The sequence below is a fragment of the Allobosea sp. 05T422_2 genome, assembly GCF_056396265.1.
Map to the genome: position 1 here is coordinate 1 of NZ_JBFTLD010000134.1, position 17037 is coordinate 17037.

Below are 17037 nucleotides of genomic sequence, written 5' to 3' on the forward strand. Positions count from 1 at the left end.
GCGACGATCACGGTCGCGTCACGCTCGGCTCGGGCCCTGATCTCCTGCGCCTGCTGGGCGCCAAGCGCACGCGCCTCGGCAGCCTCGCGCTGACGCTCGGTCTGCATGCGCTGGAACACCGCCTGCGAGTTCGCTTGCGGCAGATCGACCCGACGCAGGCGGACATCGACGACCGTCATGCCGAAGCGGGCCGCCTCGCGGTTCACGTCGTCGCGGATACGGCTCATCAGCCGCGACCGGTCGGTCCGGACCACCGAGATGAAGCTGGCATCGGCGAGGACCGCGCGAACCTGACCATTGACGATCGAGGCAAGCTGCGAGTTGGCCCGCGGGATGTTGTTCACCGCCTGGTAGAAGCGCAGCGGATCGGAGATCCGGTAGCGCGTGAAGGCGTCGACGACGAGCCGCTTCTGATCCGACGCGATGATTTCCTGGGCGGGAAGGTCGAGATCGAGGATGCGGTTGTCGAGCAGAGTCACCTGCTCGAAGGGGGCCGGCAGCTTCAGGTAGATGCCCGGAGCGGTGACGACGCTGCGGACCGCGCCGAAGCGCAACACGATGGCCGACTGGGTCTGCTGGACCACGAAGGTCGCGGCATAGAAGACGATCGCGGCGACGGCGAGGAGGACAAGCGCACCAATGCGCAGGATGGAACCGTTCATCGGGTCGCTCCCGCCTGCGGCGCACCCGGCGCAGCGCGCCGTTGCTGGAGTTCGTTCAGCGGCAGGTAAGGCACGACACTTTGCCCGTTACCCCTCTGGTCGAGGATGATCTTGTCGGTGCCACCGAGCACACGCTCCATCGTCTCGAGGAAGAGACGCTCGCGGGTCACGGCCGGCGCCGCCTTGTACTGCAGATAGACAGCATTGAAGCGGCTGGCCTGGCCGCGGGCTTCCGCGACGGTCTGCTCCTTGAAGGCTTCCGCCGACTGGACCAGTTGCGCCGCACGACCGCGCGATTCCGGCACGACCCGATTGGCATAGGTCTGCGCTTCGTTGCGCAGGCGTTCCTGGTCGGAGCGCGCCGCCTGAACGTCACGGAACGCGTCGATGACCTGCTGCGGCGGATCGACCTTCTGCAGCTGGACGAGGCGGATCTGCACGCCAGCCTTGTAGCTGTCGAGCGTCTCCTGCATCAACTGGCGCACTTCGGTCTCGATTGCGGCACGATCCGTCGTCAGCACGGGCTGGATGTTGCGCTGGCCGATCACCTCGCGCATCGCGCTCTCGGCCACAGCCTTCACCGTGCCCGGCGGATCCTGGATATTGAAGACATAATTCTCCGGCGCGGCCGGATCGATCTGCCACTGCACGATCACGTCGATATCGACGATGTTCTCGTCGCCGGTCAGCATCAGGCTCTCTTCGCCGACATCCGTCTGGCGTGAGGTGCGGACCGATTCGATGGTGCGGAAGCCGACTTCCGTCGTGATCACATTGGTGACCTGGGGCTTGATCACGCTACCGATCGGGTAGGGCCAGTTGTAGTTCAGGCCTTCGCCGGTCTTGCCGATATATTTGCCGAAGCGGAGGTTGAGACCAACCTCGTTCGGCCGGACGATATACCAGCCCGTCATCAGCCAGATCACGATCAGGGCCAGGATGCCGAGAACCAGGCCACGTCCGCCGAGATTGCCGCCCGGCAGTAAATCCTTCAACCGATCCTGACTACGGCGCAAAATTTCTTCCAGATCCGGTGGCGAACCACCGCCACTGCCTCCGGGGCCCTGCCCCCACGGGCCGCCGCCGCCGCCACCACTTCCGCGCTGGCCCCAGGGTCCTCCCCCGCCGCCACCGCTACCGCCGCTCTGGTTGCTCCAAGGCATACTCGTGCCGTTCCTCACATCTGTACCACACGTGCCATAGGCGAACGGCGGCTGTTTGTCAGCGCCCTTAGGGAACGCGTGTCCGTGACTTGGTCATCGGACACGGATTCGTCAACGACGCAAGCCCTTCATCGTCAACGGAAACAGCGTTCAGGCCCGGCGGCGAAAGGTCGCGAAGGTGAAAGCATGCTCGTCATCGGCACTGCGAGGGTGGTTCTCCTGCTTCACGCGCTCGAACGCCGCCCTGTCCCAGACCGGAAAAAGGGCATCGCCTTCGGGCTCAGCGTGAACCTGGGTCAGTTCAACCCGATCGGCCAACGGCAAGGCCTGGGCGTAGATCTCGGCGCCCCCCGCAACAGTGACGGAATCCGCGCCCATCGCGAGGCCCAGCCGCTGACCGGCCTCGATCGCCTCGTCGAGGCCATGCGCGACATGAACGCCGTCGGCATTAAAACCGGGATCGCGTGTCAGGACGATGGTCTCGCGCCCCGGCAACGGCTTTCCGATCGAGAGAAAGGTCTTTCGCCCCATCAGCACCGGCCGGCCGAGCGTCAGGCCACGAAAATGCCTGAGGTCCGTCTTCAGCCGCCAGATCAGGCGATTATCGTCACCAATCACGCCATTATCGGCGACGGCGGCGATGATCACGATGGGAAGGGCTTGAGGTCCGCTCACACGCTCTCTCCCAACCGCCGCAGCGCGTCGCCGTCGAGGCGTTTGACCGTCCATTCCGATTGCGCGTTCGCGCCGAGAGAGCGGTAGAACACGCGTGAGGGCTCGTTCCAGTTCAGCACCCACCAGGCCAGGCGCGGCAGCCCCTCGTCGACGCAGCGCTTCGCCAGCCCTGCGATCAGGGCCTTGCCGATGCCTTTGCCGCGGAATTCAGGCCGGACATAGAGATCCTCGAGCCAGATGCCATGGCGGCCCGAGAAGGTCGAATAGGTATAGAACCAGACGGCGAATCCCGCAGGCGCACCTTCCCATTCGGCGATATCGCAGGCGACCTTGGGATCTGGCCCGAACAGGGCCTGCGCGAGTTGCTCTTCGCTGGCCGCGACCTCGTGCAGAAGCTCTTCGTATTCKGCGAGCTCCCTGATGAAGGTCAGGACGAGCCCAGCCTCGTCGGGCCGGGCTGGACGGATGGAAAGGGTCATAGGAAGGTCCCCGCGACTACGATCGCCAGATTCATGCAGGCATGCAGCAGAATGGGTAGGCCGATTCCGCCGGAAACCTCGCGTGCATAGCTCAGGAACGCGCCAGCCGGCAGAACCGATACGACGTGCAGCAGTCCGTTCTCGATATGCAGCAGTCCGAAGGCCACTCACGATCGCCAGGGCCGGCCATGCGGAGAAGCGCCGGCGCAACCGCGTGAACAGCAGGCCACGGAACAACGCTTCCTCGACCACGGGAGCGAGCAGCACCGCATTCAGAAAACCGAGCCAACTGCGCTCCGAGCTGGACATCGCCTTGATGTCTTCGAGCGACCCTAGCAGCCCCGATGCGGCGACGGTCGCCTCGATAGCCAGTACGAGCAGCAACACGGCCACGAACCGGATGACGATGCGCCTATCCGCCGGCCAGGAAAGGGCCAATGCACGCCGCCATGGTAGATCGCTCATCGCCCCGACTGCGAACGCCGTGCCAAGCCCAACGCTCAGAAAGAACGCAGTCTCGCGAGCATCGAAACCAAGGGGACGGCCAACGAGCGCTGTGGCCAGAACCGCGGCACCAACCACCCCCGCATACCCGAGCGCGACCGCAAACAGAACCTGCCCGAACGCCGGAACAACTGCGCGGTCCATCATCCCGCGATCGGTGCCTTGATCGCCGCGTGCGCGTCGGAGGCTTCGAGCGCCACGTCCGAATTGAGCTGCAGCCGGGACTGGTCGAGACGGCCCAGATAGCGATGTGGATCACCGAAGAAGTGCGCAGCTTCGCCGAAGCCGAACTCCGTCACCCGGGCGGCGATCTGGGTCGGCAACGCGTGGCTTACGGTGTTAAACGGCTTTCCGAGCACGCGCATTATCCGCAGAATCGCTACGATCGCTTCGTTACTCCTTAGGATGAACCGAGACAACGCGCCATCAGTCGAACCGGCAGCTCCCCGGATCAGTCCGCAAGCACGCCCTCACGGTCAGCAGCATGCCGCAGCCCCGAAGACGAGAGCGCTAGCTTCGCCGTTCGCCGCAGGCACGGCTGGCGCCCCCATCTGAAGCCAAGAGGCCACCGCCTCATGACCGAAGCGATGGACCGAAGATGGCGCCATGCAGCATCGTGCCGAAGGCTCGAGATGGCGCACGACGGCCATCTCCGCTTCGCACCGCGACGGCCGAGGTTCACACGCTGTCAGCCTTCGGCTGCTTCTGTTGCGCAACGAGGGCGACGATAATGCTGAGGACGATGCCTGCGGCCGCCAGCCAGAACGCCCGTTGGATGCCCTCGGCCACGGCGATCCGCAACGCACCGCCTGCCAATCCGCCGATCTGGGAATTGGCAACGGCGATGAGAACCGCAAGGCCAATGGCGTTGCCGACATTCAGCGTTGTCGACGCCATTCCCGAGGCGACGCCCTGCTCGTCATGATGAACGCCGGACGCGGCCGCAATCCACATGCCGGTCCAGACAACACCCTGACCTATGCCGGAAATGATCAGCCCTGGGAGGATGATGAGGTAGCTGCTTTCCGCAGTAGCGCCGGGGACCATCAGTGCCGTTCCGACAGCCCCCACGGCCATGCCGCCAATCAGCGTGGCGCGGATCGAAAGCCGCGTAGCCAACCGCTCGCCGACCTGCGTCCCCACAGCAATCGCTATCGAGGGGACCAGAAACGCAAGCCCGGTCTGAAGAGCTGTGAAACCCTGCACGTTCTGGAACAACACCGTCAGAAAATAGGGCAGTGTGCCGAATGTCGCCATGTACAGGAATGTGATTGTCATTCCGGTCAGGAGGCTGCGATTGCGGAACAAGCGCAAGGGCATGAGCGGATCGGCACTCCGTGCTTCGATCACCACGAAAGCGGTGAGCAGGGCGGCAGCCAGGACAAAACTCCAGATGATGCTGCCCGAACCCCAGCCATATTCCGGCCCCTGCACAAGCGCGAAGACGAGCAGTGTCGCCCCGGCCGTGACGGTCAGCGCGCCCGGCAGGTCGAAGCTGCGGCGTTCATGCCGCTTCGGGTCCCGCGGGATGACGAGGAATGCCGCKACGATGGCAATGCCGGCGAGCGCGACATTGACATAGAACACTGAGGGCCAGCCAAAGGCACTGGTGAGGAGACCACCGGCGATCGAACCGATCGTGAGGCCGCTTGCTCCGGCGCCACCCCAGACAGCGAGTGCCCTGTTGCGCTCCGGCCCCTCGGCAAACAGGCGGTTGACCAGGGACAATGTCGCCGGAAACAGGAATGCGCCTCCGATACCCTGAACCGCGCGCGCCAGGATGATGACTTCAGGGCTCCAGGCCAAGCCACCGATCAATGACGACAGCGCATAGAGCCAAAGGGCAAAGACGAACATTCGCCGCTGGCCGATCAGGTCGGCTGCCCGGCCGCCGAACAGCAGGAAGCCACCGGTGAACACCGTGTAGACACTGACCACCCATTGCAGGGTCTGGCCCGAAAAGCCCAGGCCCGCGCCGATCTCCGGCAACGCGACGAAGACGATGTTGAGGTCGAGTGCGATGATCAGTTGCGCGAAGGCGAGCAGCGCCAATGTCGCGCCGCGTTTTCCCCCAAGACCTCCCCTGACCGATGATCCGTCGGGCAGCGATGCCAGTTCCGATGCGCTCATGCGTGTCTCCGCTTCCTCGTTCTTTGTTKATCGACAAAGAATGAAAGCTTGCCAACCGGAGTCAAGCGAATTATTTACCGATCATCAAAGAATGGAGGCATCGATGGCGCGGCCACGGGAGTTCGATCGAGATCTGGCGCTTGAAAGGGCTCGCGACGCATTCTGGGCACGCGGCTACGAGGGAACGTCGATTGCTGATCTGGTGGCGGCGCTGGGTCTTGCCTCGGCACGCATCTACGCAGCCTTCGGCTCGAAGGAGGATTTGTTCCGGGAGGCGGTTGGGCTCTACGAGGAAGGCGACGGCAGCTTCGTCGCACGAGCGCTGGCCCAGGAGCCGAGCGCAGTGAAGGCCGTCGAAAGGATGCTACGCGACGCCGTCGAGACCTACACGAAGCCCGGACGCCCATGGGGTTGCATGGTCGTATCGGCCGCGACCAACTGCGCCGTCGAGAATGACCGCGTGCGGGAATGGCTGGCCGAACGCCGCCTGAAGCAAACGGCGACCATCGTCGACAGGTTGGTGCAAGCCGTACGCGCCGGCGAGCTGAGACAGGATACCGACACCGACGCGATGGGCGACTATGTCACTGCGCTGATGCACGGCCTTTCCGTGCAAGCGCGGGATGGCGTGCCAGAGCAACGCCTCCTGACCATGTGCGACCTGGCCATGCAGAGGATGCGCGACCTGGTTGATCCCACCCATGAGGCTGTCATCGTGCCCAACCAGTCTGGGGCGGAGAGCATCTAGCGCCCCCGTCAGCCAGCCAGGATACCCTGGCGGCCAGGGGCGCTGGCCACAGAATGCAACCTTCGTTTGAGACAGAGGGAAACAGGCCCTCTCCCCTTCCCTGAACCTGTTGGTCAAACTTGCCGCCCGCGAGAGGGCGCGGCACGCGCAGGCGGAGAGCAACTGCGTGATTCAAGTGCCGTCGAGGATCGAGCACGCCGCGAACACGTCCCGAAACGCCAGGCCGGACCTCATCGCGTCAGCCCCGATCGGCCCCCGGCGCGCTGTCCCCCAGCACCTGCGCCAAGCGCCGCACGCCGTCCTGCATCCGATCGAGAGGTGCAGCTGAAAAACTGAGGCGTAACGCTGCCGCACCCTGCCCATCGGGCTGGAACGCAGAGCCGGGGACATAGGTCACTCCGACTTCAGCCGCACGGCTCAGCAAGGCATGCATGTCGAGATGCGCTTCCAGGTTCAGCCAGATGAACAGGCCTCCCTGGGGAACGATCCAGCTGGCGCGGTTGCCGAGCTCCGACTGGAGCGCCGCCAGCATCGTGTCGCGCCGAATGCGATAGGCGTCGCGAAGCCGGCCAGCATGTGTGTCGAGGATGCTGTCGAAAAGATCGAGGAGACAGGCCTGGGCAAGGGTACCCGCCTGCAGATCCTCGCTTTGTTTCATGAGAGCAAGTTTCGCGACCACCGCACGGGGGGCGACCAGCCAACCGACACGAAAGCCCGGCACGACCGCCTTGGAGAATGTACCGAGATAGATCGTCCGCGCGTCCTCGATCGAGCGGGCCTCCGTGTCGACCGCCAGCAGCGGCGGCAACGCCTCGCCCTCATAACGCAGCATCTCGTAGGGGTCGTCCTCGACGAGGATCGTATCGAGCTCACCGGCCAAGGCGACCAGTTCGCGCCGTTGGGCGAGCGACAAGGTCGCTCCGGTCGGGTTGTGGAAATTCGACATCGCGTAGATCAGCGCCGGCCGATCGTGAGTCCCGGCCCGTGCCGCTTCCAGCTCGCGCATCCGCGCGCCGTGCGCGGCAAAGACCTGCAGCGCCCCGGGATAGGTCGGCGTCTGGACGAGCACGGTCGCCCCGGGCTCGACCAGCAGCTCGGCGACGAGATCGAGCGCMTGTTGCGCGCCATTGGTGAGGAGAATGTTATGCCTGTCGCATTGCACGCCCTTGGCGCGCATGTAGGCGCTGATCCGGTCGCGCAAGGCAGGATCGCCCTCGCTAGCGCCATATTGCAGCGCAGCCCGCGCCGTTTCCGGTTTCGACAGGATCCTGGCCAGGCTGTCGCGGATCTCGGCAACGGGAAAGAGCGTGGAATCGGGTTCACCAGGTCCGAACGACACGCAATCGGCCGCCTTCGGCATGGTCGCAAGGCCACGAATGGCAGATGGTACGATGCGGTTGGCATAGCGCGAAAAGCGCCGCTCGAAGGCGGTCATCCGTGGTCCTGCGTGCGTGTCGGCGGTGCTCATCGGGTGGAAACCTCGGGTTCTGCAGGAGCCGGACCAGTGGCGGACGTGGTCGCATTCCAGGTTTGGCCAGCAAGATCGCGCATCGATCGCGCCATCCGGGCGATCGATGCGCTTTCCGCGACGCTGGCCGCGGCGACATAACGATCCGGCCGGACCAGCATCAGGATGTTGCGCCCAGCCGGCGACAGCGAGCTCATATGCCCGTCAGTGTCGCGTCCGGCGGAAACGTCAGGGCGGTCTTGAGAGGGATTGAAGGTGGTCGGCAGCACCGCGACGCGACGGAGCGAGCGAAGCCCGAAGCCTTCGGCCGTCGCCGCCATGCGCTGTGCATCCGGACCATAGGCGACGAGCGCGAACTGGCCGCCCATGACATCGTCCAGCCGCTGATAGCGGCGGTCCGTCATCTGGAGCAGCGGTTGCGGGAGCATCCGTCCGGCAAGACGCATTCCGCCATCGTCGGGAACGACAAAGCCTTTCTCATAGAAGGGTTTGGGCTTGTATTTCATCTGCGTGAAATGCGCGTGGATCCCCGGCGCCAGTTGGGCAAGCCGAAAGCCGAGTTGGATCATGGCCGCCTGCCGCCGGGAKGTCGGCATCATCACCCGCCCCATCTTGATGGCGAGCTGGATCAGGGCCCATGCATGCGGTGCCCGCTCGCGCTGATAGGTCGCCAGAAGCTCCGGCCCGAGCCGTCCCGAAATCACCTCGGCGAACTTCCAGGCAAGGTTATGCGCATCGCGGACACCGCTGTTCATACCCTGGCCGGCAAATGGCGGCGACAGATGCGCCGCATCGCCGGCCAGGAAGATGCGTTGCGTGTTCCAGCGATCGGCGATGCGGGCATGGAAGGCGTAGACTTGGCGACGGACGATTCGTGCGTCGGCATCGGGCCCGTGGGCTTCGAGCAGCGCACGCACATGGTCGGGGTGAGCCGCGCGCTCCTCGTCTTCGCCGTCGCGCAGCATGAATTCGTAGCGGCGGATTCCGTCCGGGCCGGGCAATGTGATCAGGGGGCGGTCGGGATCGCACACGACCCGCGTCTGGCGCAGCTGCTCCCGGGTCGAGGCCAGATCGACGATGAGCCAGCGTTGGCGATAGGTCGAGCCGCTGAGCGTTGCACCGACGACCTTGCGCAAGGCGCTGCTGGCACCGTCGCAGGCCGCCAGATAGCGGCCGCGAATGGCAATGCCGCCGCCGCTTCCAGAACGAAGGGACAGCGACACGCCGGAACCATCTTCCGCCACCGTCTCGCAGGAATGGCCGAACAGCGTCACCACATTGGGGAAACGGTCGAGCCCCCGGCGTAGCGCGGCTTCCAGCTTCGGCTGGGTGAAAGCGTTGCGCCGCGGAAAGCCATATTCCCGGGTGGCCGGCTCGACCTTGGCAAAGCAACGCCCGTCCCGGGTGAAATAATGTGAACCGTAGTCCAGGGCCACATCCTGCAGGACCGAATCGAGCAGGCCGGTTGCCTGCATGGTACGCAGCGACTCGTCGTCGATGGAGACCGCCCGTGGCTCCTGCACCGTGCTGCAATTGCGCTCGACCAGGATGACGTCGAGGCCAGCCTGTCCCAGCAGATTGGCCAGGGTCAGTCCAGTGGGACCGGCTCCAACGATCGCGACATCGCATTCCTGAATCATTGCGACACGTCCGCTCCGTCGAGCCGAGATCCGGACAACCGATCGCCCAGCAGGCTGGCTGAAGAGACGAGCAGGAGCACGAGTCGATGCTCGAGCTTTTCGTCCAGGCTGGCAGCATCGAGAACGAGGCTGATGCTGGCGGCAATGCCGAGCTCCGGCACCGCGACCGGGACGGCAATGCCGACGAGTCCCTCGTCGATCTCGCCGCGCGTGATGCAGTAGCCGCGCTTGCGGATGCCGGCCAGCAGATCGCGCAGTTCGGCGATCTTCATGGGCAGATCGGCCTGGTCGGCGCCGGGCTGCCCGCCGAAACTCCCCGCCACAAGCCGGGCCAGCCGTCGGGGCGGGACCAATGACAGGATCGTCTTGGACGTGGCGCCTCGCGTCAGCGGCATGGGCCGACCGCGTTCATAGGATGGCCGCGCCGGTAGATTTCCGACGGCTTCGTCGGCGACGCACAGCACGGTGTCGCCATAGAGACGCGCCAGCAACGCCACACAGGGGACACCCGCCTGCGGGATCAGATCATGCAGGCGGGACTGCCCGGCGCGCACCAGCGGATCGGTCAGGCGCACCAGCCGATCGAATTCGACGAAGGCGGGGCCGAGACGATAATGCGCCTCGTAGGCCGGTTCGAGAAACCCCTCGCCGACCAGCTCCCGCACGGTGCGATAGACGGTGCTCGCCGGCACGCTTAGCGCCTCCGACATGTCCTGAACCGTCCAGCTTCCCTTTGTTTCCCGGAACAGCCGAAGCAGACTGACGAAGCGGCCGAGCGCGTTCATGTCCGGTCCGGATCGGCTTCGGAGACGATCGGATTCGTCAGCCGACCTATCCCTTCGATCGAGACCTCGACCGTGTCGCCCGCTTGCATGAACAGTTGGGGCTCGCGCTTGAAGCCGACCCCGCCAGGCGTGCCGGTGATGATGACGTCCCCGGGGGCCAGCGGCGTGAAGTCCGAGACATAGGCGATGATGTCGGCGACGGGGAAGATCATCTCTCCCAGCGTGGCAGACTGAACGATCGATCCGTTGAGGCGAGTCTCGATCCGGGCCCGCGCGAACTCCACGATCTCGTCCGGCGTCACCAGTTCTGGGCCGAACGCCCCCGTGCCGGGGAAGTTCTTGCCCGGTGTGAACTGGTGGGTATGGCGCTGCCAATCCCGCAACGTGGCGTCGTTGAATGGCGCGTAGCCCGCGATCAGGTCGAGAGCCGAAGCCTTCGGCACCCGGAAACCGGGTCGGCCGATCACCACGGCCAGCTCCCCCTCGTAATCGAGCGCCTTGGATAGCCGCGGCAGCAGGATCGGCGCCCCATGCCCGATGAGCGTATCGGCAAACCGCGTGAAGATCGCGGGATGCGCGGCCTCCGGCCGCCCCGTCTCGCGACGGTGCTCCTCGTAGTTGAGGCCGACACACAGGATCTTGCCGGGATTGGGCAGAATCGGGTCGTAGCGAAACTGGCCCTCGGCATAATCGGCCTGGATCGGCTCGCGCACCGGCTCGACGAGCCCTAGCGCGGCGGCCTCCAGATAGGTCCGCAAGTCGGGAAGCACCGCGCCGAAGCGCGCTCCAAGATCGAAAATGCCGTTGGCGCCCGCAACGCCGTAGCTGGCGCGGTTCTCGGCTCTGAACGAAACGAATCTCATGGTGTGCTCCTCACGCACGCAGGATCGCGCGCCCCCATAGGTTGAGCGTCCGCTCGGCATGGGGCCACTGCATGACCGGGCGATCGTGGACGACCTCCAGCTCGGCTGAGACCTCGATCCAGTTCCCGTCCGGATCCTCGATGAAAATGAACAGGTTGTTCCCGGGCCCATGCCGCCCGGGGCCCCACATCAGCGACACGCCGCGCGCGGCGAAATGATCCGACCAGTCGCGGATCGTGTTCCATTCGCCGGCTTCGTAGGAATGATGATCGATGCCCTGCCGGTCCTGYCGGAAGCAGGCCAGGTTGTGATGCTCGTGATTGCCGCGCATGAAGCACGTCATGACGCGGCCGGCGTCATCGACCACCCTGTCGGAGACGCCGAAGCCGAGCTTGCCGGCATAGAACCCTTCGATCGCTTCGACGTCCCGGGTTGCCAGCGTCAGATGCTGGATCGGTCCGCGGATGCGTCCGCGCGGCCCGGCCGTATCGGCGATGGCGCGGCCGAAGATCACCTCGTTGCCATCGGGGTCACATACGGAGAAGGCGTCGCTCTCGAACAGCGACACGGAAGCGTCGGCAGGCTCGAGCCCTTGCTCGACCGCCCGGGCACGCAGCCCCTCCAGCCCTTCGCTGTCGCGTACCGCAAAGCCTGCATGCTGGAGTGTCTTGGCCGGTCCCTGTGTCAGCAGCACGCGACGCTGCGGACCCACCAGCAGCGCCTCTTCCCCATCCAGCCGGATCAGCTCCATGTCCATGACCTCCGCATAGAAGGTGGCGAGCCGCTTCACATCCGGCGTTCTCAGATTGGGTGGTGCAGATAGGCGCTGGCTTGCAAGGCGGTGAGCATCATTTTGCTACTCCATTCTTGGAATAGCGATATTGTTAAGATAATGGATGAGTCAATTTCCCATATTTTGAGATTTTGACAAGATATCTCCACCTAATGGCAACGGCCGTCGGCTCGTTGCCAGCTTCGAGGGACGTCGCTTCGGTGAAACTCAATGACCGGCTTAGCCTCAAGACCCTGAAACTGATCATGGGCGTGGAGCGCCATGGCAACCTTTCGCTGGCCGCCGAGGAACTTCACATTGTGGTTTCGGCCGCAAGCCGTCGGATTCGCTTCCTCGAGGACTCGCTCGGCTTCCGCCTGATCGAGCGGACAGGCCGCGGGATCGGGCTGACGGCGCCCGGCCGGGCGATCGCGGCGCATGCGCACAGGATCCTTGCCGATGTCGACGAGCTTGAAGACGAGTTGCGTGACATCACGGACGGCGTCCTGGAGCAGATCAGACTGTCCGTCTCGGGGCCCGCGCTATTCCATGACCTCCCGGAGCAGTTGCGGAGGTTTCTCGGCGCCTTCCCCCATGTCCGGCTCTCAGTCGAGGAACTCACCAGCAATGCAGTTGCCGAGAGCGTCCTCAATGGGCGGGCCGAGCTCGGTATCCTGCTGGGTGCGGAATCCAGCCCAGGCCTGCGCCTGAGACCCTATCGTCGCGACGCACTCGGGATCGTCGTCAGCCCCGAGCATCCTCTTGCGGGCGCGGCTGCTGTTCGCCTTGCCGATCTGCTCGACCAGGATTGGGTTCTGCCACCGGACTCGGCAATCGGGCATTTGCTGGCCCGCGAGGCCGCAAGCCATGGCGCGGAATTGTCTACGCGCGTCCGCGTCCATGGCATCGCGTCGATCTGCCGGGTGGTCCAGGGCGGTCTCGGCATTACGGTGCTGCCGATGCGCAGCGCGGCGCGCGAAATTGCAAGCCGAGGCCTTGTCGACATCCCGCTTGCCGAAGACTGGGCGCCTTGCAACCTGCATCTGGCGACCCAGCGCAACGCCGTTCTTACTCCGGCATTGACTGCTCTCGTCGATATGCTCGCGATCGAGTGAGACAGACCGGCGCGAACTCCAGCCGCCGCCCGAGCTCCTGAGACGCCCTCCCCGGCGCCCGCTCTCCGGGCGTTCCATTGTCGGCGAAGCCCGCTCCGCTCCACCCCGGCGGCAGTTTCCCGAATGCGAACGATGCTTGACGAAATACCGCTCGACCCGGAGCGAGGCCCACACCCATTCTCATTGCAACGATAGATCCTTCGCAGGCAGGCAGCATTGCGAAGAAGAAAATCTATGCAAGAGAGGAACGCCATGTCGGTCGCAGCACTGAACAGTCAATCTGCGCTTCTCAACAAGGATCGCACGAAGGTCGCCCTCTCCTGCTTCCTTGGGTCAGCGATCGAATGGTATGATTTCATGCTGTACGGGTTCCTGGCGCCTCTCGTCTTCGATAAACTGTTCTTCCCGCATGCGGACCCGGTCGCCGGCATGATTGCCGTGCTCGGCATCTTTGCCGTCGGCTTTGTCGCACGACCTCTCGGCGGCCTGTTCTTCGGTMACTTCGGCGATCGTCTCGGCCGAAAGCCGGTCATGGCGGCGACGCTGATTTTGATGGGTCTATCGACGACGGCCATCGGCCTGTTGCCGACCTATGATTCCATTGGAATCTGGGCGGCGGGCTTCCTGCTGGCCCTGCGTTTCCTGCAGGGCTTCGCCCTTGGCGGTGAGTCGACCGGAGCGCCGGTGCTGATGCTGGAGAGCGCGCCTGAAGGCAAACGCGGCGTCTTCGCCTCGATCGCCCAATCCGGCAATTTCGCCGGCGTCGTGATTGCGACACTGGTCGTATCCTTTGCCGCCGCGCTGCCGAGCGACGTCCTGCTGACATGGGGCTGGCGCGTGCCCTTCCTGTTGAGCATCGTGCTCGTGGGCCTCGGCTTCTACGTGCGGCTCAAGGTCGAAGAGTCGCCCGTATTCGAAGCGACGCGGACGCCTCCTGCGCGGGTACCGCTGTTGCAGGTGCTCGACAATTACAAGCGGCCGGCACTGATCGTGTTCTGCTGCGCCCTGGCGGAGTCCGGTGTGTTCTATCTCACATCCATCTTCGGCCTTTCATACGGGGTGAAAACGCTCGGCATCGATCAGGCCACGCTGCTGCGCGGCGTCCTGCTCGGCAATGTCATTGCCATCGCAATGGTGCCGCTGTTCGGCGCGCTGTCGGACCGTATCGGGCGGCGGGTGGTGCTGGGCACCGGCTTCGTCCTGGCCGGGCTCTATGTGGCCTTCCTCTTCTTTCCGCTGCTGCAGACCCGCGACACCCTGCTGGTCGTACTGGCCACGGCCATTCCCGGGGCGCTCATCCAGCCGATGCATATCGGCGTCACCTCGAGCTTCTATCCGGAGTTGTTCCCGGACACGCGCGTTCGCTTCAGCGGGGTATCACTTGGGCGGCAGTTCGGCACGATCTTCGGCGGCGGCGCCATGCCCGTCATCGCAGCGAGCCTGCTCGCCTGGAGCGGCGGCAGCCTTCTTCCCATCCTGATCTACTTCAGCCTGGTCTCGGTCATCGCCATCGGCGCCGTGATGGCTGCCGAAGAGACCAGGCTTCGCGCGATCTGAGCAAGAGCCGAAGCCGCCGCCTTCACCAACGCTTGCTCGCATCGGCGCGCGACGCGGCCGCAGCAAACCAATGGAATTGCCATGCAGACAGCAGACCAGTCCGCGGCCCTGCCCTCCGCCCTCACAAAACCGGCCGGCACTGTGCGCGATGCGACGATCGCCCTTCTCCGGTCGCTCGGGATGACGACGGTGTTCGGCAATCCCGGCTCGACCGAGCTTGCCTTCCTGCACGACTGGCCAAGCGATTTCCGCTATGTGCTCGCCCTGCAGGAAAGCAGTGCCGTCGGGATGGCCGACGGCCATGCCCAGGCAACCGGCTCGGCGGCCTTCGTCAATCTCCATTCCGCGGCCGGCGTCGGCCATGCGCTTGGGAGCATCTACACAGCCTACCGAAATCAAACGCCGCTGGTCATCACAGCCGGGCAACAAGCACGTGCGCTGCTGCCGCTGCGCCCATTTCTCGGCGCCGCCTCGGCTGCGGAGTTTCCCAAGCCCTATGTGAAATGGAGCTGCGAACCGGCGCGCCCGCAGGATGTGCCGCTGGCGATCGCCCAAGCTTACGCCATCGCCATGCAGAAGCCCTGCGGCCCTACCTTCGTCTCGATTCCTGCCGATGACTGGCAAGTTCCCTGCGAGCCCGTCGAGGCCCGGCCAACCAGCGGGGATTTCGGGCCCGATCCTGAAGGTCTTCGGGCATTCGCCAACGCGATCGATGCCAGCGAACGCCCGGCCATCGTCGTCGGTGCTGCGGTCGCACGGGACGAAGCGTCGGCACTTGCCGTTGCCCTCGCAGAACGTCTGGGCGCCGCAGTCTGGGCCGCACCGGTGGCAAGCAGAGCCTCGTTTCCGGAGGATCACCGGCTCTTCAACGGCTTTCTGCCCGCCGCCCCCGAACCGCTTGCCAAGATACTGGGACGGCACGACCTGGTGCTGATCCTTGGCGCCCCGGCCTTCACCTTTCACGTTCCCGGCGATCTCGCAGGCCTCAGGTCAGGGCCTCCCATCTTCCACATCACCGACGATGCAGATGCCGCCGCAGCCGCCATTGGTGGAGTGAGCTTGCTCTCGACGATGCGTCCCGCGATCTCCGGTCTGCTCGCGACTGTGCCGCTCCGCGATCGCCCACCCGCCACCGTTCGCGCCCCGGCACCGCGGATCGCCCCGACCGAACCGGTCCTGGCGAGCTTCGTCATGCAGACGATCGCAGATCTGCGTCACCCCGGCGGCGTGATCGTGGAKGAGGCGCCCTCGCACAAGGAAGCGCTCCAGCGGCATCTGCCGGTTCGGGATAACGGCTTCTACTGCATGGCGAGCGGCGGTTTGGGCTTCGCGCTGCCGGCATCGGTTGGGATTGCCCTCGCCAGGCCAACCCAAGCCGTCATCTGCGTGATTGGTGATGGATCGGCGATGTATTCCATCCAGGCCTTGTGGACCGCCGCACAGCACCGCCTCCCGATCACAGTGGTGGTTCTGAACAACGGTGGCTACGGCGCGATGCGCGCCTTCAGCCAACTCATGAAAAGGGCCGCACCACCGGGCATCGACCTGCCCGGCCTGGACTTCCCGGCACTCGCCGCCGGGCATGGCTGCGCGGGCGTGCGCGTCGCGCGCGCCGATGACCTCGCGCCGGCTCTTTCAGAAGCCTTCGCCAGCGCGAAGCCGCGGCTCGTCGAAGTGTTGGTCGATCGGGCCGTGCCTGGCCTCTACGGACTGGATTGAGGCGTTTGCGGCCACGGCCCCGCGCCGATGAGCCAGGAGGATATCGTCGTGAAACATCTGCCGAATGCGATGAACTGGATCAACGGGGCCTGGTGCGACAGCGCGAACCGCGTCCCCAGCATCAATCCTGCCACCGGCGGGCTCATCGGGTCCTTCGCGGACGCGACGCAAGCCGATGCGAAGCGCGCCGTTGCTGCCGCTCGAAACGCCTTCCTGCACAGCCCCTGGCGCGATGACCGGAGCTTGCGCGCCCGCGCCCTCAATGTGATCGCCGATCGCTTCGAAGCACGCGCCGAAGAACTGGCGCAGATGCTCGCAACAGAGAATGGCAAGATCCTGCCTGAGGCCCGGTTCGAAGTCTCCACGGTCGCGCCCAAGTTGCGCTACTGCTCAGCCTTKGCGCTCTCCCAGCATGGCCGGGCTCTGGAGGTTCGACCGGGCGCTTATTCCATGGCCTTGCGCGACCCGATCGGCGTCGCCGGACTCATCGTGCCGTGGAACAGCCCGGTCGTCCTGCTGATGCGCTCCCTCGGCCCGGCCCTCGCCGCCGGCACGACGGTCGTCGCCAAAATGCCTGGTCAGACCGCGCAGGTGAATGCTCTCGTCGCGCAGATCCTTTCGGAGATTGCGGAGTTGCCACCTGGCGTCGTGAACATCTTTTCCGAGAGCGGCATTTCCGGCTCGGGATTCCTGGTCGAGTCGCCCGACGTGCCGGTGATCAGTTTCACGGGCAGCACCCGCACGGGCCGGGCGATCG

Annotated in this window: 16 protein-coding genes and 1 pseudogene; 5 read left to right on the forward strand and 12 right to left on the reverse strand. The window is 65.0% G+C overall.

The annotated features are described in order from the left end of the window. The 7 genes and pseudogenes from hflC to AC1DJT_RS21455 all read right to left on the reverse strand — a co-directional run. The coding region (gene hflC / locus AC1DJT_RS21425; protein WP_476834823.1) for a protease modulator HflC at positions 1 to 662 on the reverse strand (662 nt) is incomplete at its 3' end. Then, a complete protein-coding gene (hflK, locus tag AC1DJT_RS21430; RefSeq protein WP_441489263.1) occupies positions 659 to 1825 on the reverse strand; it encodes an FtsH protease activity modulator HflK in 1167 nt (388 codons plus the stop codon). The genes hflK and hflC, both read right to left, overlap by 4 nt. Positions 1826 to 1975: 150 nt before the next feature. Further along, a complete protein-coding gene (locus tag AC1DJT_RS21435) occupies positions 1976 to 2500 on the reverse strand; it encodes a dihydrofolate reductase (RefSeq protein WP_441489264.1) in 525 nt (174 codons plus the stop codon). Then, positions 2497 to 2979 carry a GNAT family N-acetyltransferase gene (locus tag AC1DJT_RS21440; protein ID WP_441489265.1) on the reverse strand — a complete coding sequence of 161 codons (483 nt, stop codon included), beginning with the start codon at positions 2977 to 2979 and terminating at the stop codon, positions 2497 to 2499. Before AC1DJT_RS21440 ends, AC1DJT_RS21435 begins: the two co-directional genes overlap by 4 nt. 168 nt (positions 2980 to 3147) lie before the next feature. Then, positions 3148 to 3630, reverse strand: a pseudogene (locus AC1DJT_RS21445) (lysostaphin resistance A-like protein); the annotation flags it as partial. After that, positions 3627 to 3842 (reverse strand): thymidylate synthase, encoded by a 216-nt coding sequence (locus AC1DJT_RS21450; protein ID WP_476769034.1) that lies wholly within the window; start codon positions 3840 to 3842, stop codon positions 3627 to 3629. The pseudogene AC1DJT_RS21445 and the gene AC1DJT_RS21450, both read right to left, overlap by 4 nt. Positions 3843 to 4161: 319 nt before the next feature. Further along, a complete protein-coding gene (locus tag AC1DJT_RS21455) occupies positions 4162 to 5613 on the reverse strand; it encodes an MFS transporter (protein WP_476769035.1) in 1452 nt (483 codons plus the stop codon). Here AC1DJT_RS21455 and AC1DJT_RS21460 point away from each other — a divergent pair. Then, entirely contained in the window at positions 5612 to 6361 is a 750-nt protein-coding gene (locus AC1DJT_RS21460) for a TetR/AcrR family transcriptional regulator (RefSeq protein ID WP_476834824.1), read from the forward strand. The two genes, AC1DJT_RS21455 and AC1DJT_RS21460, sit on opposite strands and share 2 nt — an antisense overlap. Before the next feature lie 238 nt (positions 6362 to 6599). On the opposite strand, the gene AC1DJT_RS21465 is transcribed toward AC1DJT_RS21460, so the two are convergent. From AC1DJT_RS21465 to AC1DJT_RS21485, 5 genes are read right to left on the reverse strand one after another with little or no spacing between them, the layout of a single operon-like run. After that, positions 6600 to 7796, reverse strand: a complete 1197-nt coding sequence (locus tag AC1DJT_RS21465) for an aminotransferase-like domain-containing protein (RefSeq protein WP_476834825.1) — start codon at positions 7794 to 7796, stop codon at positions 6600 to 6602. Between the two features lie 29 nt (positions 7797 to 7825). Further along, positions 7826 to 9469, reverse strand: coding sequence for a bifunctional 3-(3-hydroxy-phenyl)propionate/3-hydroxycinnamic acid hydroxylase (locus AC1DJT_RS21470; protein WP_441508459.1), 1644 nt, complete (start codon positions 9467 to 9469; stop codon positions 7826 to 7828). Further along, a complete protein-coding gene (locus tag AC1DJT_RS21475) occupies positions 9466 to 10254 on the reverse strand; it encodes an IclR family transcriptional regulator (protein ID WP_476769038.1) in 789 nt (262 codons plus the stop codon). Before AC1DJT_RS21475 ends, AC1DJT_RS21470 begins: the two co-directional genes overlap by 4 nt. Next, entirely contained in the window at positions 10251 to 11117 is an 867-nt protein-coding gene (locus AC1DJT_RS21480) for a fumarylacetoacetate hydrolase family protein (protein ID WP_441508461.1), read from the reverse strand. Before AC1DJT_RS21480 ends, AC1DJT_RS21475 begins: the two co-directional genes overlap by 4 nt. Before the next feature lie 10 nt (positions 11118 to 11127). Beyond that, a complete protein-coding gene (locus tag AC1DJT_RS21485; protein WP_476769039.1) occupies positions 11128 to 11907 on the reverse strand; it encodes a VOC family protein in 780 nt (259 codons plus the stop codon). 203 nt (positions 11908 to 12110) lie between these two features. Here AC1DJT_RS21485 and AC1DJT_RS21490 point away from each other — a divergent pair, with 203 nt between their 5' ends. The 4 genes from AC1DJT_RS21490 to AC1DJT_RS21505 form a co-directional block, all read left to right on the forward strand. Further along, positions 12111 to 13004: a LysR family transcriptional regulator gene (locus tag AC1DJT_RS21490; RefSeq protein ID WP_441489275.1), complete on the forward strand. Its 894-nt coding sequence runs from the start codon at positions 12111 to 12113 to the stop codon at positions 13002 to 13004. A gap of 252 nt (positions 13005 to 13256) precedes the next feature. Further along, entirely contained in the window at positions 13257 to 14561 is a 1305-nt protein-coding gene (locus AC1DJT_RS21495) for an MFS transporter (protein WP_476834826.1), read from the forward strand. Between the two features lie 81 nt (positions 14562 to 14642). After that, the gene (gene mdlC, locus AC1DJT_RS21500) at positions 14643 to 16280 is read left to right on the forward strand and encodes a benzoylformate decarboxylase (protein ID WP_476834827.1); all 1638 of its coding nucleotides are present in this window, start codon (positions 14643 to 14645) and stop codon (positions 16278 to 16280) included. Between the two features lie 48 nt (positions 16281 to 16328). Further along, on the forward strand, positions 16329 to 17037 hold a 709-nt coding region (locus tag AC1DJT_RS21505; protein ID WP_476834828.1), incomplete at its 3' end, for an aldehyde dehydrogenase family protein.

What these genes read in the sequence shown, in the direction of transcription:
- hflK (WP_441489263.1), bottom strand. Translation starts at nt 1,825, where the DNA reads ATGCCTTGGAGCAACCAGAGCGGCGGTAGCGGTGGCGGCGGGGGAGGA.
- AC1DJT_RS21480 (WP_441508461.1), bottom strand. Translation starts at nt 11,117, where the DNA reads ATGAGATTCGTTTCGTTCAGAGCCGAGAACCGCGCCAGCTACGGCGTT.
- AC1DJT_RS21475 (WP_476769038.1), bottom strand. Translation starts at nt 10,254, where the DNA reads ATGAACGCGCTCGGCCGCTTCGTCAGTCTGCTTCGGCTGTTCCGGGAA.